Consider the following 20659-nt stretch of genomic DNA (forward strand, 5'->3'; position numbering starts at 1 on the left):
CCTGCAGTCCCCGTGGATCGGTTCGCGACAACAGCTTCTATTCGGGGCCGAGGGCGAACCCTGGCATCTTCGCGATACAGTCCCCGTCCAACGGCGCGCGAGGGTCACGAAGGAACGCCAACGTCAATTGTCCTCCGCAACGGTTGAACATCGCGCCATGCGCCTGACCGGGCACCTGCACGAACCGGGCGTTTGGCATCGTGCGGAGAAGGCGCTGTCCCCAGGCAGGCGGTGTGACCGGATCAAATTCGCCGGCCAGGATCAGGATCGGCACATCGCTCTTCACAGGTTCATTGGCCCGCGCGTCGGCGGCGGAGACCCGCCAGGCTGCGCACATCTCGGGCGTCGCCGTGCGGTTATCCGCACCGCCGAGACCCAATGCCGGCGATATTTGTGAGGCCATGCGGCCGGGACTTTCGAACGGCATTTCCTCTGCACACCAGATCGAAAGGCGCAAACCCCAGTTGAAGCGCGATGGGGATCGTTGGATGAGCGGCAGCAATCCGTCGAAACGCCCCTCCGAAACCTCGGTGATGATGCGCGGCAGTGTCGGGATGAGTTTTGGCTGCTGGAGGCCCGCACCAATCGCATCGGCAATATCGCGACCGCGCAACACGCGATCAGAAACCGGGATGCCCTCGCGATCCGCACGGTCAATCAGGGCGGCAAAGCGACCACGAATATCCGGGTGGCGCAGGGCACAAACCGGATCGCTGGCGCAGCTGTCCAGCAGGAGATCGATCGCACGCCGTAAGGGGGCCGCAGCCAATTCATCAAAGTTGACGTCGATCGGCAGAACCGAATCGAGCACGACGCTGCGCACCCCTTCCGGATGACGTTGAAGCACCGTTTGGGCAAGCCGCGTCCCGTATGAAAAACCGATGAGATTCCACTGCCGGATGCCGAGCAACCGCCGCAGATCATCAAGGTCATCCGCAGCTTCCTCTGAGGTATAACCGTCGAGATCGACACCCGAAGCGAGCAGGACAGCCCTGCAGCGCGCAACCGCGGCCGTTTGTGCAGCCGGTGTCGCGTTCCCTGCTCGCAGCGCATTCACGTCAGGGCATGCGAGCGAGGGCTGAGCGAACAGGTTGCCCCGGCCTTCCAGAAGGATATGATCGCGCTCCGCAAGGAACGGATTGCCCTTTCCTGTCGTGCGCCCCTCGATACTGCTGAGCCCCGGGCCGCCGGGAAGATAGACGATCGGATCGATTGCGGGAGCAGCAGCGGTGCTGCGAAAGATCATCACCGGCAATCTTATGGCTCGGCTGCGAACCTTCTTACGATTCTCGGGCACGGTGAGTACGCCGCATTCGATCCCCTCGCCGGGCGCCACCTTCACCGGGCACGCCGCCTCTTCATAGGCGGGTTTTACCGCCCTCTCACCAAATGCGGCTCCAGCGGCTGGCACCGCAATTGTGAGATACACGGCGGCGAAAACGAAATTGCGGAATTCGGGCAAGGCAGTTCCTCAGCACTAGCTGAGGAGTGTATTGCCTCAATAACACGCAATAACAAGATGCAGAGGCGTCAGCATCTGCCCCAGGTGGCCGCGTCACCCCGATGACGGATCCTCAACCGCTGGCTTACCAGGCCACGCCCTGGCCATAGGCGCGGACAAAGAAGATCACCGTCGTCGTTGCCGTCACCAGCAGCGTCCACACCCGCACCGCGCGCGCCGACAGCTTCTTGCCGATCGCCGCGCCCGCCCAGCCTCCGATCACCGATCCCGCCAGCATCGGCAGGCAGGCCCACCACCACACCATCGCAAAGGTGGTGAAGATGATCGCTGCGGCGAGGTTGGCGACCGACAGCATCAACGTGCGGATCGCGAACAGCTCACGCGGCTGGATATTGGCGAGCAGGCCATAGACCGCGGTGGTGATCAGCCCGACTCCGCCGCCGAAATAGCCGCCATAGATGCCGAGCACCGACTGCGCGCCGACCAGCGTCCGCTTTCCGATCGTCACCCGCGCGTGCAGCCAGTCTGCCGCGCTCCGCCCGAACAGCATCACGACGAAGGCGAACAGCAGCAGCCAGGGGACGATGATGTCGAACATGTCGCTCGGCGTCAGCACCAGCAACAGGCTGCCCGCGATCCCGCCGATGAAGGTAATCGTGGCGAGCAGCACTACCGAAAGCCCAGCGACCGGCCCCAGCTCGTCACGAAACCCCCAGGCACTCGCCGCCGCACCCGGCAGCAGGGCGACATTCGAGGTGGCGTTGGCGATGTTGGCGGGCAGGCCCAGCGCGATCAGCGCGGGCAAGGTCGCGAACGATCCTCCGCCCGCCAGCCCGTTCATCGCCCCGCCGACGACCCCGGCCACGGCGGCAAGCGCCAGATTCGCCCACAAGTCCATGCTGCCCATGCCCGCCTTTCGCACCGGCTCTTGCGTCACGGGGCTGCACACCACAAGTCCGGCGCAGACAAATGAGCAGGTGGAATCGATGAAGCTGGATCTGGTCGACGTGTTCGGGGCGCAGGCGCTGCGCGGCAATCCGCTGGCAGTGGTGCATGGCGCGGAGGGCATGACCGCGGACGCGATGCAGGCGCTCACCCGCTGGCTCGGCTTCTCCGAGACCACCTTCCTGCTCCCGCCGACCGATCCCGCCGCCGACTATCGCGTGCGCATCTTCTATCCGGCGGGCGAGCTGCCCTTTGCCGGACATCCCACGCTCGGCACCTGCCATGCATGGCTCGCGGCGGGCGGCGTGCCGAAGAACCCGGACCGCATCGTGCAGGAATGCGGCGTCGGGCTGGTCGAGGTGCGGCGCGACGGCGAGCGGCTGGCGTTCCGCGCGCCGCCGCTGATCAACGGCGCCCCGCTCACCGATGCCGAACGTGCCGAGACCGCCGCCTTCGCCAATGTACCCGCCGAGGCGATCGTCGATTCCCGCCATGCCGCCAACGGTCCGCACTGGCGGCTGTTGCGGCTACGCTCAGCCGATGATGTGCTAGGCGCCGACCCGCTGCCTCGCGCGCCCGTCGGCACCGATATCGGGCTGGTCGCGCCGGCGGCGGCGGGCAGCGGTGCAGACTGGGAAGTGCGCGCCTTCTTCGCCGACCCCAATAGCAAGCTGGTCGAGGATCCCGTGACCGGCAGTCTTAACGCCGCGGTAGCGCAGCATCTGTTCGCGGACGGCCTCGCCACCGGCAGCTATGTCGCGGCGCAAGGCCGCTGCACCGGCGCCGACGGCCGTGTCCATTGCAGCATCGACGGCGATGGTCACGTCTGGATCGCGGGCCGCACCGATACGATCGCAGCAGGCGCCGAACTGACAGTCTAGGGAGAAGCCGGATGGGCGACGCGATCACCGACTATGCCGCGCGGGCGACTCCCGAGTTGATCGCAGGTTATGATGCACTTTCTCCGGAACAGATCTATGCGACGGTGCTCGACCTCCTGCCCGATACACCGGTCCGGGTCGCGGACGTCGCGGCGGGCACCGGCCGGGACGCGGCGTGGTTCGCTGGACAAGGTCATCGCGTGCTGGCGGTCGAGCCGGTGCACGAATTTCGCGAGGCCGGCGCCGCGCTGCATGGCGATAGCATCGAGTGGCTCGACGACCGGCTTCCCGATCTTGCCGAACTACAGCGGCGCGGCCCGTTCGACCTGATCGTGCTGTGCGCCGTCTGGCATCATCTCGACTCCGCAGATCGCGCGCGGGCCGTCCAGAGCCTCGCGCGGCTCGCGGCGCCCGGCGCAACGCTGATCCTGTCGCTGCGCCACGAACCGGGCGAACTCGGCCCGCACAGTTATCCCACGCCGCCGGACGAGGCGATCGATCTGGCCCGCGCGGCGGGTTTCGATCTGATCCGTCAGGCGGAGGCACCGGCGGTGCATCCGCTGAGCCGCGCGGCCGGCGTCCACTGGACGTGGCTCGCCTTCACCAGAACGGCAGACTAGTCAGCCCAGCGCGGCCTGCTTCTCTTCGGCCAGCCGGTCGAGCTCGGCCCGCGACTTCTTCTCGCTCGCCGTCTTGAGCTGGCCGCATGCGGCGTCGATATCGCGGCCGCGTGGGGTCCGGGCCGGCGCCGAGATGCCCGCGCCGAACACGATCTCCTGAAACGCCCGAATCCGCTCGGGCGTCGAGCATTCATACGGCGCGCCCGGCCAGGGGTTGAACGGAATGAGGTTCACCTTGGCGGGGAGTTTGTAGTGCTTGATCAGGCGAACAAGCTCACGCGCGTCGGCGTCGCTGTCGTTCTTGTCCTTGAGCATCACATATTCGAAGGTGATGCGGCGGGCGTTGTTGGCGCCGGGATAGTCCGCGCAGGCTTGCAGCAATTCCTCGATGCCGAACTTGCGGTTGAGCGGAACGATCTCGTCGCGCACTTCCTTGGTCACCGCATGAAGCGAGACAGCGAGGTTGACCCCGATCTCCTCGCCTGCGCGCTCCATCATCGGCACGACGCCGCTGGTCGACAGCGTGATGCGGCGCTTGCTGAGCGCAATGCCGTCACCGTCCATCACGATCTTGAGGCCATCGCGGACATTGTCGAAATTGTAGAGCGGTTCGCCCATGCCCATCATCACGATGTTGGTGAGCATGCGCCCCTCGGGCTGGCTCGGCCATTCGCCCAGCGCATCGCGCGCAAGCATCACCTGCCCGACGATCTCGCCCGGCTCGAGGTTGCGGACAAGGCGCATCGTACCGGTGTGGCAAAAGCGGCAGTTGAGCGTGCAGCCGACCTGCGACGAGACGCACAATGTTCCCCGATCGGCGTCGGGGATGAACACCATCTCGTAATCCTGCCCGTCATCCGACCGCAGCAGCCACTTGCGCGTGCCGTCGGTCGACACCTGCGCCTCGACCACTTCGGGCCGCGAAATCACGAAGCGCTGCGCCAGCCAGGGCTGCATCGTCTTCGAGATGTCGGTCATCAGGCTGAAGTCGGTGACGCCGCGATTATAGATCCAGTGCCACAGCTGCTTGGCGCGCAATTTGGCCTGTTTCGGCTCGAGCTGCGAGGTCTCCAGCGCCATGCGCAAATCGTGCTTCGACAGACCGAGCAAGTCGATTCGTCCATCCGCGCGGGGCTTGAGCGCGCGCGGGACGGGCACAGGGTCGATGTGCCCGGGGATGGGCATAGGGGCGGCCGAAGCTGTCTGCATCCCGCGCACATAGGAGAAATGACGACGAAAATCCACTCCCCGCCTTATCCCGCTCACGGCTCGCCGCGTCGAAGCGTGATTGCGGCAACCGCTCGGCGCGGGAAGCATTCGACCGGGGCAACCCCGAGTTTGCTTTGGAGAGTTTGATATGAAGTTCCGTCATGCCCTGTTGCTGGCCGGCGCCACGCTCATCACTACGCCTGCGCTGGCCCAGGACACCGCAGCCCCCGCTGCACCGGCACCTCAGGCCGCCGCGCCGGCGACGGTGACCGACGCGGAGGTCAAGCAGTTCGCCAAGGCCGCGCTTGCGGTCGACAAGGTGAGCAAGGACACCGCGGTCCCGGCCGCCGACAAACAAAAGAAGATGGCTGACGCTGTGTCGAGCAGCGGACTGCCGCCGACGCGCTTCAACGAGATCGCGCAGGCTTCGCAGGCCGATCCGGTGCTGCAGCAGAAGGTTCAGGCAGCTATCGTCGCCGAACAGCAGGCGACGCCAACCCAATAACCGGCCCCCCCGGGTTGCGCGGACAGGCCTAGCGCCGCGCGCAGCCCATGGCGGCGGCGTCGATCGCGGTGGCTGCACCCTTCAGGGCGTAGACATCCGCGAAGGCGCCGCCGCCACTCGCCAGACTCTCGACGCTCATGCTGCGGCTCGACCGGATCGCCGTCACGATCGCCGCATCGGTGCGCGGGTCAGGCGCCCAGGCGTCGCTTGGCCCGGCCATCAGTTCGAACCGGCGCTCGCCCACCGCCAGCGTAACCTTGGCGCGGGGATCGCGCGGTCGGCTCAGCCGGATATGGATCTGATTGCGGGCACCCGCACGCGGCCAGTTGGCAATGCTCGCGAACGCGCCCCTGCCCGCGCCCTGCGGCGGCTGGCTGATCGCGTAGCAGCGCAGCGGTGTGGCATCGCGGAATGCGCCCCAGCTGTCGAACACACCCAGCGATTCGCGTCCCTGCCCTTGCAGCGTGGCGATCAGCATCAGCGCCGCGACGATCATGCCGGCGCGTGCCCGGTACCGGTGTGGATCACGGTTTCGACGCCGCCTTCGATCATCACCACCGATCCCTGCGGCAGCACTTGCGCGACCGGCGCTTCGAATTCGGGATGTACCGCCTGCCCGGTCATGATCCCGCGCAGCACGCGGCTCGATATCCCGTGCATGATCACCAGCCGGTCGCCGGGATCGTCATCGGTATCGGCCAGCCAGCCTCCGACGCGCCCGGCGATCTGATGATAATGTTCTCCTTCCGGCGCAACGCGGAGCAGTCCGCCCGGCGCGACGATCTCGCCATACTCAAACGTCAGCTCGGTATAATAGCGCCCGCCCCACAGACCCATGCCGATCTCGGTCAGCCGCGGATCCTGCCGCGCGCCATGCCAATCGAGTTCCAGATGCTCGGCGATCACCGCCAGCGTCTGGAGCGCGCGTCCGGTGTTCGAGGCCCACAGGGTGAGTTTCGGCTCCACGCCCAGGATAACGCGCAATGCCCGCCCCATCTCGTCCGCCTGAGCGAATCCGGCACGGGTGAGCGGCGTATGAGGGTGTTCGCCCTGCAGGCGGCGCGCGGCGTTGAACACCGTCTCGCCATGCCGGGCGATGAAGTCGCGGCCCAGTCTTGCCATCACCTCCCCCTCCCCTCGCCGCTCATGCTGCGGCCGCGTAGTCGTTCCCGAATCTAGGGCGCGCTGTGGCCAAAAAGCAACGGTTTTCCGCGTTTATCCAGGGTTCATGCAACGCAACATGTTTTGGCGCATTGAGCCGGTTCCCGCCCAAGCGGGTGTGTATGTGTACAGGAGTTTTTATGCGTAAACTGGTTCTGGCTATTCTGGCTACGAGCGCAATGGCGGCCCCGGCTCTCGCGCAGGACGCGACCTTCACCGGTCCCCGCGTTGAGGCACTGGTCGGCTATGACGCCGCCAAGGACGGCACCGATGGCGACGGCGCGTCGAAGGACGGCGTCACCTATGGCGGTGCGATCGGCTATGACGTCCAGATCGGCGGCGCTGTCATCGGCGCCGAGGCCGAGCTGACCGGTTCGGGCGTCGGCACGCGCACCAACAATCTGCTGGTCGCAGGCGACCGCTTCCGCGCCGACCTGGGCCGCGACATCTATGTCGGCGCACGCGCCGGTGTGGCGATCACCCCGACGACGCTGCTCTACGCGAAGGGCGGCTACACCAACGCCCGCGTCGAGACGACCTATGAGACCGGCAACACCAAGACCGAGATCCATGAGGACATGGAAGGCTTCCGCGTCGGCGCCGGTGCCGAATTCAAGCTGTCGCAGAACATGTATCTGAAGGGCGAGTATCGCTACTCGAACTACGGCAAGATCGACGGTTACGACATCGACATCGACCGTCATCAGGTGGTCGCTGGCGTCGGCATCCGCTTCTAAGGCGGCTGCGCGACTCGGCATCGTCCACAGATGATGCCGAAAATGATGCGATACGAAGGGCCGGGGCGCTTGCTCCGGCCCTTTTTCGCGTTAAGGATATCGCGACCTTCCGACGGCATCTCTCGCCGTCAGGACAGCCTGCAAGATTATGGGCGCCCGCCCGGGGGTTTGAATACACATGAAAGCGACGATCGAACGCGCAACGTTGTTGAAGGGCCTGAGCCACGTTCAGTCCGTGGTGGAGCGGCGCAACACGATTCCGATCCTGTCCAACGTGCTGATCGAGGCTTCGGCCGAAGGTTCGCTGCGGCTGATGGCGACGGATCTCGACCTGCAGATCGACGAGACCGTGCCCGCGGCGGTCGATCAGGCCGGCGCGATCACCGTCTCGGCCCACACGCTGTTCGACATCGCGCGCAAGCTTCCCGAGGGGTCGCAGGTCGAACTGACCGCCGCCGAGGGCAAGATCAAGATCAACGCCGGCCGCGCAAAGTTCGAACTCGGTACGCTGCCGCGCGACGATTTTCCGGTGATCGCCGAGGGTGAACTTCCCACGGTGTTCGAACTGCCGGCCGAGATCCTCAAGCAGATCATCGACAAGACCCGATTCGCGATCTCGACCGAAGAGACGCGCTATTATCTCAACGGCATCTTCCTGCACGTTGCCGACGACACGCTGAAGGCCGCGGCGACCGACGGCCACCGTCTCGCCCGCGTCACCGTGGCACGCCCCGACGGCGCCGAAGCGATGCCCGATGTGATCGTGCCCCGAAAGTGCGTCGCCGAGCTGCGCAAGCTGCTCGACGAAGTCGACGGCTCGGTCGGCGTGTCGCTGTCGGGTTCGAAGATTCGCTTCGACCTTGGCGCCGCGATCCTCACCTCGAAGCTGATCGACGGCACCTTCCCCGATTACAGCCGCGTGATTCCTACGGGCAACGACAAGATCCTGAAGATTGATCCGAAGAGCTTCATGGAGGGCGTCGACCGCGTCTCGACCATCGCGACGGAGAAGACGCGGGCGGTGAAGATGGCGCTCGACCGCGACCGCATCACCCTGTCGGTCACCAGCCCGGACAACGGCACAGCAGCCGAGGACGTACCCGGCGAATATGCCGCGCAACCGTTCGAGATCGGCTTCAACTCGCGCTACCTGATGGACATCCTGGGGCAGGTCGAGGGCGATCTCGTCGAGGTGCATCTGGCCGATGCTGCCGCGCCGACACTGATCCGCGAAAACGACAAGTCGCCCGCATTGTACGTCCTGATGCCGATGCGGGTCTGACCCGCCCCTTGTACAGCGGGCGATAATGGCTTATTAACACGCTTGTCAGTAAGGATAAGCGATGATGGCCACGCAAGCCCAGATGTCAGCGCAACCGCCCGCGCCGCAGGCGATCGACTGGAGTCAGCCCCGCAGACGCGAATGGGGCACGGCGTTGCGCGCATTGGTCAAGCTGCTCGGCAACGCCGATGATACGGTGCAGGTGTTCCGCATCATGCGCGCGCTCAACGGCGACACGGCGGCGAAGAACTATCGCAAGCTGCTCACGACACAGCAGGGCGGCCGCCTCGCCTATCATCGCATCGAGCTGTCGGAACGCTTCTCGGATCGTGCATGGATCGATACGCTGCCCGAAGGCAGCGTCGGCGGCGCGTATCGCGCGTTCCTCGACCGCACCGGCTATTCGGCGCAGGGCCTTGCGGACGTCAGCTACGCGGATGCCGAGGTTGAGCGCAACGTCCAGCACCCGCACGCCTGGTTCGGCCGCCGCGAGCGCGACATTCACGACATCTGGCACATCCTGACCGGCTATCAGGCCGACGAGCCACTGGGCGAGGCGTGCCTCGTCGCCTTCTCCTACGCGCAGACCGGCGGCCTCGGCTGGGCCTTTATCGGTGCCGGCGCGGCGCTCAAGAGCCTCAAGATCACCGGCAAGCGCACCTTCGCCAAGGCCGTGCTCGAGGGCCGCCGTCACGGCAAGCGCGCCAAATGGCTGTCGGGCGAGGATTATGAGGCGCTGATGTATGAGCCGCTCGACGCCGCCCGCAAGCGGCTGGGAATCGCGGACCCGGCCATCTACCGCCAGGCGCAGACGGAGCTGCGCGAAGCCGGGCTGATCGGCCTCTGACCCGAATACGCTTTCTTTGACCGTCATTCCCGCGCAGGCGGGAATCCATTCTGGCTACCCTGACGGATAGAGCCGGAACGCCAGCCGCAATGGATCCCCGCCTGCGCGGGGATGACGGCAACCCGCGCAGGCCGACCGTCGATCGGGCTTTAAGTCACGCCGAACGGCACGACCCGGTTGAGCGCGATGTGCCCGATTCCCGAGCGGCCAAGATAGGGCACGCCCATCTCGCGGCACCAGCGGATCATCATCTGTTCGATCGATTCGCCGAACGGCACGTCATTGTCGACGACATCGGTCACCGCCCCAAGCCGCACACCCGCAATCCCCTGAAGCTGGGTGGAATGCGCCATCTGGAACAGCATCCGGTCGATCCGGTACATCGGCTCGCCCACCTCTTCGATATGCAGCACATGGTCGGTAAGGTCGGGCAGCCAGGGCGTGCCGATCATCGCGGTCAGGATCGCGAGATTGAACGCCGCCGCCGGGCGGCCGTCCAGGGTCGGCTCCAGTCCGCGGCGGTCCCCGTCGATCAGCCAGCCAAGCACCCAACCCGCATCCACGCCCTTGTCGTCGCGGCCCATCGCGCTCGCCATCGACCCGTGCGCCTGCCGCCCGATCCGCCGGGCATAGAGCGCGCCGAGCATGAACCCCATGTCCGAATAGCCGATATAGGTCTTGTTGCGCGCCGCCGGGGCAAGCTGCGGCATAGCGCCGTGGAGGATGCGGTTCGAGCCATAGCCGCCGCGCGCGAACCAGATCGCGTCGAACGCAGGATCGTTGGCGAATTCCAGGAACGCCGCGGCGCGATAATCGTCCGGTCCGGCGAAGTGACCTTCGGTGACGAAGCATTGCGGGTGGAACACGATCTCGTGCCGCGGGTAGGTCAGCGCCATGAACGCCTTCATCCGCACCGCCGATTCTTCGCTAACTGTCCGTGCCGGTGCGACGACGCCGATCCGCATGCCTTGCCCCTTGAGTTCGAACCGGCGATAGCGCGGGGCGATGCAACACGGCAAATCCTGTTTTTTCGTCGGGATCGGCGGCAGCGGCATGATGCCGCTCGCGATGATCCTGGCCGGGCAAGGCGCGAAGGTCGCCGGTTCGGACCGCAGCCTCGATTCCGGGCGCCTGCCCGCCAAGTTCGATGCCCTGCGCGCGCTTGGCATCGACCTGTTCCCGCAGGACGGCAGCGGCATTGTCTGGTCCGACCAGATGGTGATCGCTTCGGCCGCGGTCGAAGACAGCGTCCCCGACATGGTCCGCGCCACCGAACTTGGCTGCCCGCGCATGACCCGCGCGGAACTCAACGCCGCGCTGTTCAACGCCGCCGGCACCTCGATCGGTGTTGCAGGTACCAGCGGCAAATCGACCGTCACCGGCATGATCGCGTGGATCCTGCACGCTTTGGGCCGCGATCCGACGGTGATGAACGGCGCGGTGATGAAGAACTTCGTCCGCCCCGATGCGCCCTTCGCCAGCGCACTGGTCGGCAGTGACGACTTCTATGTCAGCGAAGTGGATGAGAGCGACGGATCGATCGCGCTCTACAGCCCGCATATCGCAGTGCTCAACAATGTCAGCCTCGACCACAAGTCGCTTGAGGAACTGCGCGCGCTGTTCGGCGACTTCGCGGCCAAGGCACGGACGACCATCGTCAACGTCGGTGACGCCGAGAGCGCCGCGCTGGCGATGGCGCTCGACCGCAACCGCACGGTGACCTTCGCGGTCGAGGGTGACGCCGACCTTTCTGCCCGCAACCTTCAGCTCGACGCCTTCGCGGTGCAGTTCGATCTGGTGACGCCGGACGCCACCCTTCCCGCCCGCCTTGCCGTGCCAGGCCGCCACAATGTCGCCAATGCGCTCGCCGCGATCGGCGCCGCCACAGCCGCGGGGATCGCGTTGACCGACGCCGTACAAGCGATCCAAGGCTTCACCGGCCTTCGCCGCCGCTTCGAGCTGGTGGGCGAGGCGAACGGCGTCTCGGTGATCGATGATTTTGGGCATAATCCCGACAAGATCGCCGCCACGCTCGACACGCTCCACGCCTTTCCGGGCCGCGTCCTCGCGCTGTTCCAGCCACACGGCTACGGGCCGCTCAAGGTGATGCGCCGCGAGCTGGTCGCGATGTTCATCGACAAGCTCGCACCCGGCGACCAGCTTGTCCTGCCCGACCCGGTCTATCAGGGCGGCACCGTCTCCCGCGAGGTGACCAGTGCGGACATCATCGCCGACATCGCCGCATCGGGCCGCGACGCGCGCCACATCCCCGACCGCGCCGCCGCCGCCGCGCACCTCGTGGCCGAGGCGCGGCCCGGCGACCGTATCGTCATCATGGGCGCGCGCGACGATACGCTCAGCCTGCTTGCGCGGGAGATGGTCGAGCAATTGCAGGTCACGTAAAGCGCACTTGACATGTAAAGCACCATTGACGTAAAGTTTCCTTGTCTAGTTAGAAAGGAAGCTTGACATGGAAGTCTCCCGTGCCTCGGTGCGTTTCCTGTGGCGCTTCATCGGCGCGACGATCGTCTATGGCTTGCTGATCACCTGTGCCCCCTGGGTGGCAAAGAGCCTCGACCCGTCCCCGATCGGGCTCATCGCCCTGTCGATCCTGCCCGCGATCGGCATCGCAGCATCCTTGATCGTCGTCGGGCTGTATCTGATCGAAGAGACCGACGAATATGTGCGGAAGCGTCAGGCGATCGCGATGCTCGTCAGCATCGGCATTCTGCTCACGCTTTCGACCGGTCTCGGCTTTCTTCAGCAGCGGAACCTGATCAGCGCTGTCGATCTGCTCTGGGCATTCCCCGCCTGGTGCGTCCTGTGGAGCGTCACCCAGTGCTGGATGGCGATCCGCGACTGTCGCCGTGCGGACGCCGCGGCGTGAAGAACCGCCTTCGGGTGCTGCGCGCCGAGCGCGGCTGGAGTCAGCAGGATCTGGCCGAGCGGCTGGAAGTCTCGCGCCAGAGCGTCAATGCGATCGAGACCGGCCGCTACGACCCCTCGCTCCCACTCGCTTTCCGAATCGCCGATCTGTTCGAGCTGACGATCGAGCAGATTTTCGAGAACCCCTCCGTCGCGGGCTAACCCCTATTGGCCGGTGCCGATCTCCGGATCGGAAGGAGAGGCCATCCCGGATACACGCCGGGATGGCCTTCTTTTTCGTGAGGACTCAGCCGATCGTCTGACCGGTCTTCGCCCAGTCGGCGAGGAAGCCCTCAATGCCCTTGTCGGTCAGCGGATGCTTGACCAGCTGGCGGATCACCGCGGGGGGCGCGGTCATCACATCGGCGCCAAGCTTCGCAGCTTCCAGAATGTGGATAGGATGACGCACCGATGCGACGAGGATCTCGGTGTCGAACGCGTAATTGTCATAGATCAGGCGGATATCGCCGATCAGATCCATGCCGTCGAAGCCGATATCGTCGTGACGGCCAACGAAGGGCGAGACGAAGGTCGCGCCGGCCTTGGCCGCGAGCAGCGCCTGATTCGCGGAGAAGCACAGCGTGACATTGACCATCGTGCCATCGTCGGTCAGCGCCTTGCAGGTCTTGAGGCCGTCGATCGTCAGCGGCACCTTCACCGCGACATTGTCGGCGATCTTCCGCACGATTTCGGCTTCGCGCATCATGCCTTCATGGTCGAGCGCGACCACCTCAGCCGAGACCGGGCCGTCGACGATCTTGCAGATCTCTGCCACCACTTCGAGGAAGTCGCGGCCGGCCTTGTGGATCAGCGACGGGTTGGTGGTGACGCCGTCGAGCAGCCCCGCCTCCGCCAGCTCGCGAATGTCGTTGGTATCGGCGGTGTCGGCAAAAAACTTCATGGGGGCACCTTCTTTTCAAATATGTGACAGTCGGAAGGCGGCGTGCTAGTCGCGCGCCCGATCGCGCTGCCCTCTATCACCGGAAGGCGGCCAACGCATAGCCTGGATGCGCTGATGTCACGCCTGCTGATTTGTGCTTTCCCGATATTGCTCCTGCCTGCCGCCGCGATGGCGCAGGACCATGACAGCGAATTGTGGATCACCGGGTCCGCCAAGATCGCGGTCGCCGATCCCACCGATATCGAATTCGAATCGATCAACCGCTTCAGCGACGATTCGGGTGGCCTGTACGAAATCGAACTCGCGGGCGGCCTGTCGCAGGAAGTGGCCAAGGGCGTCTCGATCGGCGGCGCTTATGTCCGCGTGGTCAACTATTCACGCGGGCGAGTGACGCGGACCGAAGACCGGTTCCGCGTCCAGCTCGGGCTGGCGGGAAATGCCGGTCCGTTCAAGCTGTCGGGCCGCCTGCGGCTGGAGCATCGTTCGCGTTCGGACGGCGACGATACCGGCTATCGCCTGCGCCCGCAGATCAAGGCTTCGCTGCCGCTCGGGAAGAGCGATTTCAGCCTGGTCGGCAGCCACGAAAGCCTGATCGTGCTCAACGACACCGACTGGGGCGAGAAGGCCGGCTATGACCGGATGCGCAACATGGTCGGCGTGAGCTGGAAGGCGAGCAAGCTGCTGTCGATCGAGGGCGGCTACCTCAACCAGTATCGCTTCGCACGCGGCAACAGCCGCGACACGATGGATCATGCGCTCGCGATGACCGTCGGTCTCAGCCTCTAGTCGGCGACGAGCATCGTCTTGGCGGCCGGCTTGTCGAGGCCGGTAAGATAGACACGATATACCCCCGGCTGAAGGTCGAAGCGAACGATCTTGCGGATCGTCGAACATTGCGGGCCATGGCCATGGACCACGGATTTGAGCGCCTCGCCGCCCGCGGCGCCCGGCACCACGTCGATCCACCCGCGCTGGTCGAGTGCGATGCCATAGCGGCCCGCCTTGTCGATCCTGAACCCGATCATCACCGCGCCGCCCGGCCGGGTGCCCGCCGGAACATCCGTCAGCTTGGCGAGATCGCCCGCCTGCACCGTCACCGCCTTGTTCACCCCGAACTCGGCACCGGGCACCCCCCAACCAGCAAGGTTAGCGGGCATCACCACATCGGCGGCGGGGCATTGCGGCGCAGCGGCCTGAAGCAACAAGGCGGCGAGCAGCATCGATGAGTCTCCTTCGCGTCGTTCGATAGCGCTTTCCAGCATCGGCAGGAATGCCGATATGGGCGCAATGTCCCGCGCCCGCGTCATCGTCCTCAACTCCGCGCTCGGCCCGCTCGACTATCGCGTGCCGCACGGCATGACGGTCGAGCCGGGGTCGATCGTTATCGCGCCACTGGGACCGCGCCAGCTGGTCGGGGTGGTGTGGGAAGCCGAGCGGCTCCCGGTCGAGGAGATCGGCGATAACCGCCTGCGCAACCTGATCGCCGTCGCCGATGCACCGCCCGTTCCGGCGCCGCTCCGCCGCCTGATCGAGTGGACCGCGAACTATTATCTGGCCCCGCTCGCATCGGTTTTGCGGATGGCGCTCTCCTCGACCTCGGCGCTCGAAGGCGGGCGGACGATCGTCGAATATCGTGCCACCGGCGAGATCCCCGAACGCATGACCGCACAGCGCGAGCAGGCGCTGGAGCGAATCGGCGACCGGCAGGGCCTGATCCGGGAACTCGCGACGATCGCCGACGTGTCCGAAGGCGTGATCCGCGGGCTGGTCAAGATCGGTGCGATCGAGGGGGTCGCGGTCGATCTCGACACCCCCTACCCCGCGCCCGACCCCGGTTTTGCCCCGCCCGCACTATCCGATGTGCAGTCCGACGCCGCAGCAACCTTGCGCGGAGCCGTCGCCGCAGAGGCGTTCCAGACCTTCCTGCTCGACGGCGTCACCGGATCGGGCAAGACCGAAGTCTATTTCGAAGCCGTCGCCGCCGCGATCGAGGCTGGCCGGCAGAGCATCGTCCTGCTCCCCGAAATCGCGCTCACCGAGCCCTTCCTCAAGCGCTTCCACGCGCGGTTCGGGGTCGAGCCGGTCGCCTGGCATTCGGGCCTGCGCCAGTCGCAACGCCGCCGCGCATGGCGCGCCGTCGCCAGCGGCGAGGCGCTGGTTACGGTCGGCGCGCGCTCGGCGCTGTTCCTGCCCTACCCCAATCTCGGCCTGATCGTGGTCGATGAGGCGCACGAGACCAGCTTCAAGCAGGAAGAGGGCGTCCATTATCACGCGCGCGACGTCGCGGTGATGCGCGGGCATTTCGAAAGCTGCCCGGTGGTCCTCGCCAGCGCCACCCCCGCGATCGAGACACGCCAGCAGGTCGCGTTGGGCCGCTACGAAGAGGTCAAGCTCCCCGGCCGCTATGGTGCCGCCGAAATGCCCGCCATCGAGGCGATCGACCTGCTCGCCGAACAGCCGCCGCGCGGCCGCTGGCTCGCCCCGCGCCTCGTCAAGGCGATCGACGAGACGCTGGAGCGCAAGGAACAGGCGCTGCTGTTCCTCAACCGCCGCGGTTACGCCCCGCTGACGCTGTGCCGCACCTGCGGGCATCGCTTCCAATGCCCCAATTGCACCGCGTGGATGGTCGAGCACCGGCTGATCAACCGCCTCGCCTGCCATCATTGCGGGCACGCCTTTCCGACCCCGCGCGCCTGCCCCGAATGCGATACTGAGGACAGCCTCGTCGCCTGCGGACCCGGCGTCGAGCGCATCGCGGACGAGGTCGCGGCGCTGTTCCCCGACGCAAAGACCGCGATCGTCACCTCGGACACGATCTGGTCCCCCGCCAAGGCCGCCGAGTTCGTCAACCGGATGGAGGCGGGCGATATCGACATCGTCGTCGGCACCCAATTGGTGACCAAGGGCTATCACTTTCCCAACCTCACCCTCGTCGGCGTCGTCGATGCCGATCTCGGCCTCGAGGGCGGCGATCTTCGCGCCGCCGAGCGCAGCTTCCAGCAGATCATGCAGGTCGCCGGACGCGCTGGGCGCGGCGAGAAGCCCGGCACCGTGCTCATCCAGACCCACAGCCCCAAGGCGCCGGTGATGCGTGCACTGGTCAGCGGCGACGCCGAAAGCTTCTACGCTGCCGAAACGCAGGCACGGCGCGAAGCCGGTGCGCCGCCCTTTGGCCGCTTCGCCGCGATCATCGTGTCGAGCGAGGACAAGGACGCTGCGCTCGAAATCGCACGCCTGATCGGCCGGGCCGCGCCGCAGGTCGAGGCAATGCAGGTGTTCGGCCCCGCCCCTGCCCCGCTCGCGATGCTGCGCGGCCGCCACCGGTTCCGCCTGCTCGTCCATGCCCGCCGCGCGCTCGACGTTCAGGACGTAATCCGCGACTGGCTCGGCGGGATCGAATGGTCAGCCAAGGTCCGCGTGGTGGTCGATGTCGACCCGTATAACTTCCTGTGAACCGGCGATTCTGATCTGTTCCAGCGCTCCCGGCTGACATAGCATCCATCCGCCATGGGGGAGGCTATTCGATGATTCGCAGTTTGTTCGCAGCCGCGCTTCTGATCCTGCCCGCAGCCGCGCAGGCCGACTGGTATGAGGCCAGTACAGATCACTTCGTCGTCTATTCGGAGGACAATCCGCAGCGGCTGGAGAAATTCGCTACTCAGCTCGAACAGTTCGACAAGGCGCTTCGGACGATGCGCGGGCTCGCCGCTCATCCGGTCGGCGATGCCAATCGCGTCGTCGTCTATGTGGTCGATGGAACGAGCATCGTATCACGCCTTGCCCGGGACCGTCAGGCGGCGGGCTTTTATCGCCCGCGGGCCGGCGGCTCGATGGCGGTCGTGCCGCGCCAGGCAGGATATGACGAACTCGATCTCAGTTCGCAGGCGATCCTGCTGCACGAATATACCCACCACCTGATGCTCAGCCTGTGGCCGCACACGCCGTTTCCAAGCTGGTTCATCGAAGGCTATGCAGAGTTCCACGCCACTGCACGTTTCGAAAAGGACGGCGGCGTCTCGTTCGGCCTTCCGCCGCAATATCGCGGCTACGGCCTGCTCGCCGGAAACGCGCTTCCGGCCGACAAGCTCCTGACCGCTGAGGGCCGGGCGCTGAACGACATGCAGCGCGACGGCCTCTATGGACGCGGCTGGCTGCTTACCCATTATCTGACGATCGGTGGGAAGCGGCCCAATCAGCTGCAAACCTATCTGCTCGCGATCAGCAACGGCAAGGCACCGCTGGATGCGGCCACCGAAGCCTTTGGCGAACTCCGCACGCTCGATCGCGAACTCGAACGTTACAAGGTCGGCAAATTTCAGGGCCGCACCGTTCCCGCCAGGCTATTCAAGCTCGGACCGGTTACGATCCGCAAGCTGACCCCGGGGGAAGCTGCGACGATGGATGTGCGGATCGTTTCAAAGAACGGTGTGGATGAACGGACTGCCCCCCGCGTCTATGCGCAGGCAAAGAAAGCGGCGGCCCCCTTCCCCAATGATCCCGGCGCGCAGATCGTCCTTGCCGAGACCGCCTATGATGCGGGCGACTACAAGGAAGCGGAGGCTGCCGCCGACCGCGCGATCGCCGCCAACCCCAAGGCGGTCGATGCCTTTGTCTACAAGGCGATGACGCGGATGGCGCTCGCAGCAAAAGCGGACGACACGAGCAAGGAGACCTAGTCGGCGATCCGCAAGATCATCGGCACCGCCAATCGCCTCGACCCCGACGATCCCGAACCGCTGATCCTGTTCTATCGCAGCTTCGTCCAGGCGAACCTGCCGCCGACCAGAAATGCAAGGGAAGGCTTGTACCTCGCCTTCCAGCTCGGGCCACAGGACAAGGGTCTGCGGATGACCGCCGCAGCGAGCTATCTGCAGGACAATAACGCCAAGATGGCGCGCGAGCTCCTGAAACCGCTGGCCTTCGACCCGCATAGCCAGGGGCTGGCCAAATTGGCGGCAGACCTGATCGCCGCGATCGATGCCGGCAAGGGCGCGGAGGCGCTCAAGGCGCTGGAGAGCGGCGTCACGGACAAGGAGGAGGCAAGCGACAAGGGCAAGGACGGGGACAAGAAGTAGCGCCCAGCCTTGAACCCACCGTGATTATGGTCGACAGCGCAGCTTCCATCGGGATCGACGGAGTGTTTGTGTGACCACGGGCCGATTGCTGCTGTTGTTGACCGGGTTGCTGGCCCTTCTGGGCCTGACCGCTCCAGCGCACGCCGATGATATCTCCGCCGCCGGTCGGGGCGTGGTGCGAATCGTCACCATCGCGACCGCCGAAGGCGAAGTGGTCGGCTTCGGCCATGGCAGTGGCTTTGCCGTCGCACCCAATCGCGTGCTCACCAACGCCCATGTGGTCGAAGCCGCCGAACGCTTCCCCGGCAACGTCATGATCGGCGTCGTCCCGTCGGAGGGCGACAAATCCTATCAGGGGCGGCTGATCGCGATCGATTCAGACCGCGATCTCGCACTGATCGAGTTTGGCGGTATCCGCCTGCCCACGCTCACTTTCTACAACGGCCCGGTGAGCGAGGGCGAGGCGATGATTGCGCTCGGCTATCCGGGCAATGTCGATCTGGCCACCGCACGCTCGGCGATCGACTTCATCACCCCGCTGTCTCCGATCCGGTCGCAGGGTGTGTTTTCGGGCCGCCGCAATCTTCAGGGCGTCAACGTCCTGCTCCACACCGCCGGAATCGCGCGCGGCAATTCGGGCGGGCCGTTGCTCGACCCCTGCGGGCGAGTGCTCGGCGTCAATTCGGCGGTGACGCGCGGCGAAGAGGGCGACGCCAGCTTCGGCTTCGCGGTCGCCAATGACGAGGTCGCCGCCTTCCTGCGCGAGGCGGGACAGCCGATGCCGGTCAACGGCGTCGTCTGCACCAGCATCGCCGACCGGTTGGCGCAGGACCGCAGCGAGGCCGAACGCGCAAAGGCCGCCGACGATGCCAAAGCGCGCGAGGATGCCGCCCGCTCCGCCGCCGACCGCGAGAACGCGCTCGACAAAGCGCTGGTCGCCAATTTCGCGATGCGCGAGAATTTCCTTGCGGGCGCCGGGCTGTTGCTGGTGCTCGGCGTTGCCGGCATCGGTGCCGGGGCCTTCTTCCATACACAGGCGAAACGGCGCGAGATGATCTGGTCGATGAGCGGCGGCGGCATCCTGGTGCTGGCGGCGTTCATCCTGTTCTTCGTCCGCCCGGCGTTCGATCCCTCGACGATCGCGAGCGCAGCGCGCGTCACCGTCCCGCCGCCAAAGGTGCAGACCGGCGGGCTCGGAAAGATGCTCTGCACCATCGACCCCGCCCGCTCGCGCGTCACCGTGTCGAGCACGCAGGACGTCAATATCGACATCAACCCCGATGGCTGCGTCAATGGCCGCACCCAATATGCCGAGACCGGGCAGCTCAACTGGCAGCGCATACTGGTACCCGACGAGGAACAGACCGTCTCGGTGCTCGAATACGCCCCGGCGTCGCGGACCTATTCCACCACCCGCTATCTGCTTTCGTCACGTCAGATGGCGGACGCGCGCAAGCTGCGCAGCGACGTCAAGATCAAGGCGTGCTCGACCGATCCTGTCGCGCGCGCCGATCTCGCCGCCAGGCAGCAGGCGGTCCGCACCGCGCTGCCGCAGGTCTTCAACGAACGGCTGGTCTATAACTGCAAGCCGGCGGGGCAATGATGCACTGGCGTGCCATGACCGCGGCCGACCTGCCGACGGTGACGAAAATCTCCACTGAAGTGCACGATCGCTACGCCGAACCCCTAGAAGTCTATGCCGAACGGCTGCACCTCTGCCCGGCGGGATGCTTCGTCTGTGAGGTCGATGGAACGGTGCGCGGCTTTCTGGTGACTCACCCCTGGACCCGCGCCGCGCCGCCGCCCGCGCTTGGAGCGATGCTCCATGCGATCCCGGATCCGGCGGACACCTGGTATCTTCATGATATCGCGCTGTTGCCGGACACGCGCGGACTGGGCGCAGGGCGGGCGGCGGTCGCGCTGGTCGACGATCTGGCACGACAGGCCCGCGTGGCGGACATCACCCTGGTCGCGGTCAACGGCGCCGACCGTTTCTGGGCGGCACAAGGCTTTGGCTATGTGGATGCAAGCGCCGACGGCTATGGGCCGAACACCTTTGTGATGCGCCGGCCCATTGATTGAACCTGAAGCCTAGTCCTTCACCCCTTC

The 20659-nt window shown here is 65.8% G+C and carries 23 protein-coding genes; 15 read left to right on the forward strand and 8 right to left on the reverse strand.

Going from position 1 to position 20659, the window contains the following annotated elements; all coding sequences use genetic code 11:
* Positions 1–37: 37 nt before the first annotated feature.
* Together AC07NK_RS18530 and AC07NK_RS18535 are read right to left on the reverse strand one after the other, a co-directional pair.
* The gene (locus AC07NK_RS18530) at positions 38–1462 is read right to left on the reverse strand and encodes an alpha/beta hydrolase (protein WP_495172097.1); all 1425 of its coding nucleotides are present in this window, start codon (positions 1460–1462) and stop codon (positions 38–40) included.
* A gap of 124 nt (positions 1463–1586) precedes the next feature.
* Positions 1587–2360 (reverse strand): sulfite exporter TauE/SafE family protein, encoded by a 774-nt coding sequence (locus AC07NK_RS18535; RefSeq protein ID WP_495172098.1) that lies wholly within the window; start codon positions 2358–2360, stop codon positions 1587–1589.
* Positions 2361–2448: 88 nt separating this feature from the next.
* On the opposite strand from AC07NK_RS18535, the gene AC07NK_RS18540 reads away from it, so the two are divergent.
* Both AC07NK_RS18540 and AC07NK_RS18545 read left to right on the forward strand, forming a co-directional pair.
* Complete coding sequence (locus AC07NK_RS18540; protein WP_495172099.1) at positions 2449–3288, forward strand: PhzF family phenazine biosynthesis protein; 840 nt, start codon at positions 2449–2451, stop codon at positions 3286–3288.
* Positions 3289–3299: 11 nt separating this feature from the next.
* On the forward strand, positions 3300–3908 hold the full coding sequence (locus AC07NK_RS18545; RefSeq protein ID WP_495172100.1) for a class I SAM-dependent methyltransferase: 609 nt from the start codon (positions 3300–3302) through the stop codon (positions 3906–3908).
* Here AC07NK_RS18545 and rlmN read toward each other — a convergent pair whose 3' ends face one another.
* Complete coding sequence (gene rlmN, locus AC07NK_RS18550; RefSeq protein ID WP_495172249.1) at positions 3909–5093, reverse strand: dual-specificity RNA methyltransferase RlmN; 1185 nt, start codon at positions 5091–5093, stop codon at positions 3909–3911.
* 172 nt (positions 5094–5265) lie between these two features.
* On the opposite strand from rlmN, the gene AC07NK_RS18555 reads away from it, so the two are divergent.
* Positions 5266–5622 carry a DUF4168 domain-containing protein gene (locus AC07NK_RS18555; RefSeq protein WP_495172101.1) on the forward strand — a complete coding sequence of 119 codons (357 nt, stop codon included), beginning with the start codon at positions 5266–5268 and terminating at the stop codon, positions 5620–5622.
* A 28-nt stretch (positions 5623–5650) separates the two neighbouring features.
* Here the strand turns inward: AC07NK_RS18555 and AC07NK_RS18560 are convergent, their stop codons facing one another.
* Both AC07NK_RS18560 and AC07NK_RS18565 read right to left on the reverse strand, forming a co-directional pair.
* Positions 5651–6118 (reverse strand): hypothetical protein, encoded by a 468-nt coding sequence (locus AC07NK_RS18560; RefSeq protein ID WP_495172102.1) that lies wholly within the window; start codon positions 6116–6118, stop codon positions 5651–5653.
* Positions 6115–6744, reverse strand: a complete 630-nt coding sequence (locus tag AC07NK_RS18565; RefSeq protein ID WP_495172103.1) for a histidine phosphatase family protein — start codon at positions 6742–6744, stop codon at positions 6115–6117. The genes AC07NK_RS18560 and AC07NK_RS18565 overlap by 4 nt, the downstream gene beginning before the upstream one ends.
* 179 nt (positions 6745–6923) lie before the next feature.
* Here AC07NK_RS18565 and AC07NK_RS18570 point away from each other — a divergent pair, with 179 nt between their 5' ends.
* From AC07NK_RS18570 to AC07NK_RS18580, 3 genes are all read left to right on the forward strand, one after another.
* Positions 6924–7520, forward strand: coding sequence for an outer membrane beta-barrel protein (locus tag AC07NK_RS18570; RefSeq protein ID WP_495172104.1), 597 nt, complete (start codon positions 6924–6926; stop codon positions 7518–7520).
* Between the two features lie 178 nt (positions 7521–7698).
* Complete coding sequence (gene dnaN / locus AC07NK_RS18575) at positions 7699–8802, forward strand: DNA polymerase III subunit beta (RefSeq protein WP_495172105.1); 1104 nt, start codon at positions 7699–7701, stop codon at positions 8800–8802.
* A 64-nt stretch (positions 8803–8866) separates the two neighbouring features.
* Positions 8867–9649, forward strand: coding sequence for a Coq4 family protein (locus tag AC07NK_RS18580; RefSeq protein ID WP_495172106.1), 783 nt, complete (start codon positions 8867–8869; stop codon positions 9647–9649).
* Positions 9650–9798: 149 nt separating this feature from the next.
* Here AC07NK_RS18580 and AC07NK_RS18585 read toward each other — a convergent pair whose 3' ends face one another.
* The gene (locus tag AC07NK_RS18585; protein WP_495172107.1) at positions 9799–10614 is read right to left on the reverse strand and encodes an LD-carboxypeptidase; all 816 of its coding nucleotides are present in this window, start codon (positions 10612–10614) and stop codon (positions 9799–9801) included.
* A 40-nt stretch (positions 10615–10654) separates the two neighbouring features.
* On the opposite strand from AC07NK_RS18585, the gene AC07NK_RS18590 reads away from it, so the two are divergent.
* The 3 genes from AC07NK_RS18590 to AC07NK_RS18600 all read left to right on the forward strand — a co-directional run bounded on the left by AC07NK_RS18590 (position 10655) and on the right by AC07NK_RS18600 (position 12736).
* Positions 10655–12052, forward strand: coding sequence for a glutamate ligase domain-containing protein (locus AC07NK_RS18590; RefSeq protein ID WP_495172108.1), 1398 nt, complete (start codon positions 10655–10657; stop codon positions 12050–12052).
* A 67-nt stretch (positions 12053–12119) separates the two neighbouring features.
* Complete coding sequence (locus tag AC07NK_RS18595) at positions 12120–12536, forward strand: hypothetical protein (protein ID WP_495172109.1); 417 nt, start codon at positions 12120–12122, stop codon at positions 12534–12536.
* Positions 12533–12736 carry a helix-turn-helix transcriptional regulator gene (locus tag AC07NK_RS18600; protein WP_495172110.1) on the forward strand — a complete coding sequence of 68 codons (204 nt, stop codon included), beginning with the start codon at positions 12533–12535 and terminating at the stop codon, positions 12734–12736. Before AC07NK_RS18595 ends, AC07NK_RS18600 begins: the two co-directional genes overlap by 4 nt.
* A gap of 85 nt (positions 12737–12821) precedes the next feature.
* Here the strand turns inward: AC07NK_RS18600 and fsa are convergent, their stop codons facing one another.
* Positions 12822–13475, reverse strand: coding sequence for a fructose-6-phosphate aldolase (gene fsa / locus AC07NK_RS18605; RefSeq protein WP_495172111.1), 654 nt, complete (start codon positions 13473–13475; stop codon positions 12822–12824).
* A 114-nt stretch (positions 13476–13589) separates the two neighbouring features.
* Here fsa and AC07NK_RS18610 point away from each other — a divergent pair, with 114 nt between their 5' ends.
* Complete coding sequence (locus AC07NK_RS18610; RefSeq protein WP_495172112.1) at positions 13590–14261, forward strand: DUF2490 domain-containing protein; 672 nt, start codon at positions 13590–13592, stop codon at positions 14259–14261.
* On the opposite strand, the gene AC07NK_RS18615 is transcribed toward AC07NK_RS18610, so the two are convergent.
* Positions 14258–14695 (reverse strand): hypothetical protein, encoded by a 438-nt coding sequence (locus tag AC07NK_RS18615; protein ID WP_495172113.1) that lies wholly within the window; start codon positions 14693–14695, stop codon positions 14258–14260. The two genes, AC07NK_RS18610 and AC07NK_RS18615, sit on opposite strands and share 4 nt — an antisense overlap.
* A 67-nt stretch (positions 14696–14762) precedes the next feature.
* Here AC07NK_RS18615 and AC07NK_RS18620 point away from each other — a divergent pair, with 67 nt between their 5' ends.
* The 5 genes from AC07NK_RS18620 (at position 14763) to AC07NK_RS18640 (ending at position 20632) form a co-directional block, all read left to right on the forward strand.
* Positions 14763–16928, forward strand: coding sequence for a primosomal protein N' (locus AC07NK_RS18620; RefSeq protein WP_495172114.1), 2166 nt, complete (start codon positions 14763–14765; stop codon positions 16926–16928).
* A gap of 71 nt (positions 16929–16999) precedes the next feature.
* Positions 17000–18151 carry a hypothetical protein gene (locus tag AC07NK_RS18625; protein ID WP_495172115.1) on the forward strand — a complete coding sequence of 384 codons (1152 nt, stop codon included), beginning with the start codon at positions 17000–17002 and terminating at the stop codon, positions 18149–18151.
* Positions 18152–18277: 126 nt separating this feature from the next.
* Positions 18278–18550, forward strand: coding sequence for a hypothetical protein (locus tag AC07NK_RS18630; RefSeq protein WP_495172116.1), 273 nt, complete (start codon positions 18278–18280; stop codon positions 18548–18550).
* A 70-nt stretch (positions 18551–18620) separates the two neighbouring features.
* Entirely contained in the window at positions 18621–20153 is a 1533-nt protein-coding gene (locus AC07NK_RS18635) for a trypsin-like peptidase domain-containing protein (RefSeq protein WP_495172117.1), read from the forward strand.
* Positions 20153–20632 (forward strand): GNAT family N-acetyltransferase, encoded by a 480-nt coding sequence (locus AC07NK_RS18640; protein WP_495172118.1) that lies wholly within the window; start codon positions 20153–20155, stop codon positions 20630–20632. The genes AC07NK_RS18635 and AC07NK_RS18640 overlap by 1 nt, the downstream gene beginning before the upstream one ends.
* Positions 20633–20659: the final 27 nt, after the last annotated feature.

The sequence above is a fragment of the Sphingomonas sp. GW821-FHT09B04 genome, from assembly GCF_059418285.1.

What these genes read in the sequence shown, in the direction of transcription:
- dnaN (WP_495172105.1), top strand. Translation starts at nt 7,699, where the DNA reads ATGAAAGCGACGATCGAACGCGCAACGTTGTTGAAGGGCCTGAGCCAC.
- rlmN (WP_495172249.1), bottom strand. Translation starts at nt 5,093, where the DNA reads ATGCCCATCCCCGGGCACATCGACCCTGTGCCCGTCCCGCGCGCGCTC.
- AC07NK_RS18625 (WP_495172115.1), top strand. Translation starts at nt 17,000, where the DNA reads ATGATTCGCAGTTTGTTCGCAGCCGCGCTTCTGATCCTGCCCGCAGCC.
- AC07NK_RS18580 (WP_495172106.1), top strand. Translation starts at nt 8,867, where the DNA reads ATGGCCACGCAAGCCCAGATGTCAGCGCAACCGCCCGCGCCGCAGGCG.
- fsa (WP_495172111.1), bottom strand. Translation starts at nt 13,475, where the DNA reads ATGAAGTTTTTTGCCGACACCGCCGATACCAACGACATTCGCGAGCTG.
- AC07NK_RS18540 (WP_495172099.1), top strand. Translation starts at nt 2,449, where the DNA reads ATGAAGCTGGATCTGGTCGACGTGTTCGGGGCGCAGGCGCTGCGCGGC.
- AC07NK_RS18560 (WP_495172102.1), bottom strand. Translation starts at nt 6,118, where the DNA reads ATGATCGTCGCGGCGCTGATGCTGATCGCCACGCTGCAAGGGCAGGGA.
- AC07NK_RS18570 (WP_495172104.1), top strand. Translation starts at nt 6,924, where the DNA reads ATGCGTAAACTGGTTCTGGCTATTCTGGCTACGAGCGCAATGGCGGCC.
- AC07NK_RS18590 (WP_495172108.1), top strand. Translation starts at nt 10,655, where the DNA reads ATGCAACACGGCAAATCCTGTTTTTTCGTCGGGATCGGCGGCAGCGGC.
- AC07NK_RS18585 (WP_495172107.1), bottom strand. Translation starts at nt 10,614, where the DNA reads ATGCGGATCGGCGTCGTCGCACCGGCACGGACAGTTAGCGAAGAATCG.
- AC07NK_RS18595 (WP_495172109.1), top strand. Translation starts at nt 12,120, where the DNA reads ATGGAAGTCTCCCGTGCCTCGGTGCGTTTCCTGTGGCGCTTCATCGGC.
- AC07NK_RS18615 (WP_495172113.1), bottom strand. Translation starts at nt 14,695, where the DNA reads ATGCTGCTCGCCGCCTTGTTGCTTCAGGCCGCTGCGCCGCAATGCCCC.
- AC07NK_RS18640 (WP_495172118.1), top strand. Translation starts at nt 20,153, where the DNA reads ATGCACTGGCGTGCCATGACCGCGGCCGACCTGCCGACGGTGACGAAA.
- AC07NK_RS18620 (WP_495172114.1), top strand. Translation starts at nt 14,763, where the DNA reads ATGTCCCGCGCCCGCGTCATCGTCCTCAACTCCGCGCTCGGCCCGCTC.
- AC07NK_RS18545 (WP_495172100.1), top strand. Translation starts at nt 3,300, where the DNA reads ATGGGCGACGCGATCACCGACTATGCCGCGCGGGCGACTCCCGAGTTG.
- AC07NK_RS18535 (WP_495172098.1), bottom strand. Translation starts at nt 2,360, where the DNA reads ATGGACTTGTGGGCGAATCTGGCGCTTGCCGCCGTGGCCGGGGTCGTC.
- AC07NK_RS18565 (WP_495172103.1), bottom strand. Translation starts at nt 6,744, where the DNA reads ATGGCAAGACTGGGCCGCGACTTCATCGCCCGGCATGGCGAGACGGTG.
- AC07NK_RS18610 (WP_495172112.1), top strand. Translation starts at nt 13,590, where the DNA reads ATGTCACGCCTGCTGATTTGTGCTTTCCCGATATTGCTCCTGCCTGCC.
- AC07NK_RS18555 (WP_495172101.1), top strand. Translation starts at nt 5,266, where the DNA reads ATGAAGTTCCGTCATGCCCTGTTGCTGGCCGGCGCCACGCTCATCACT.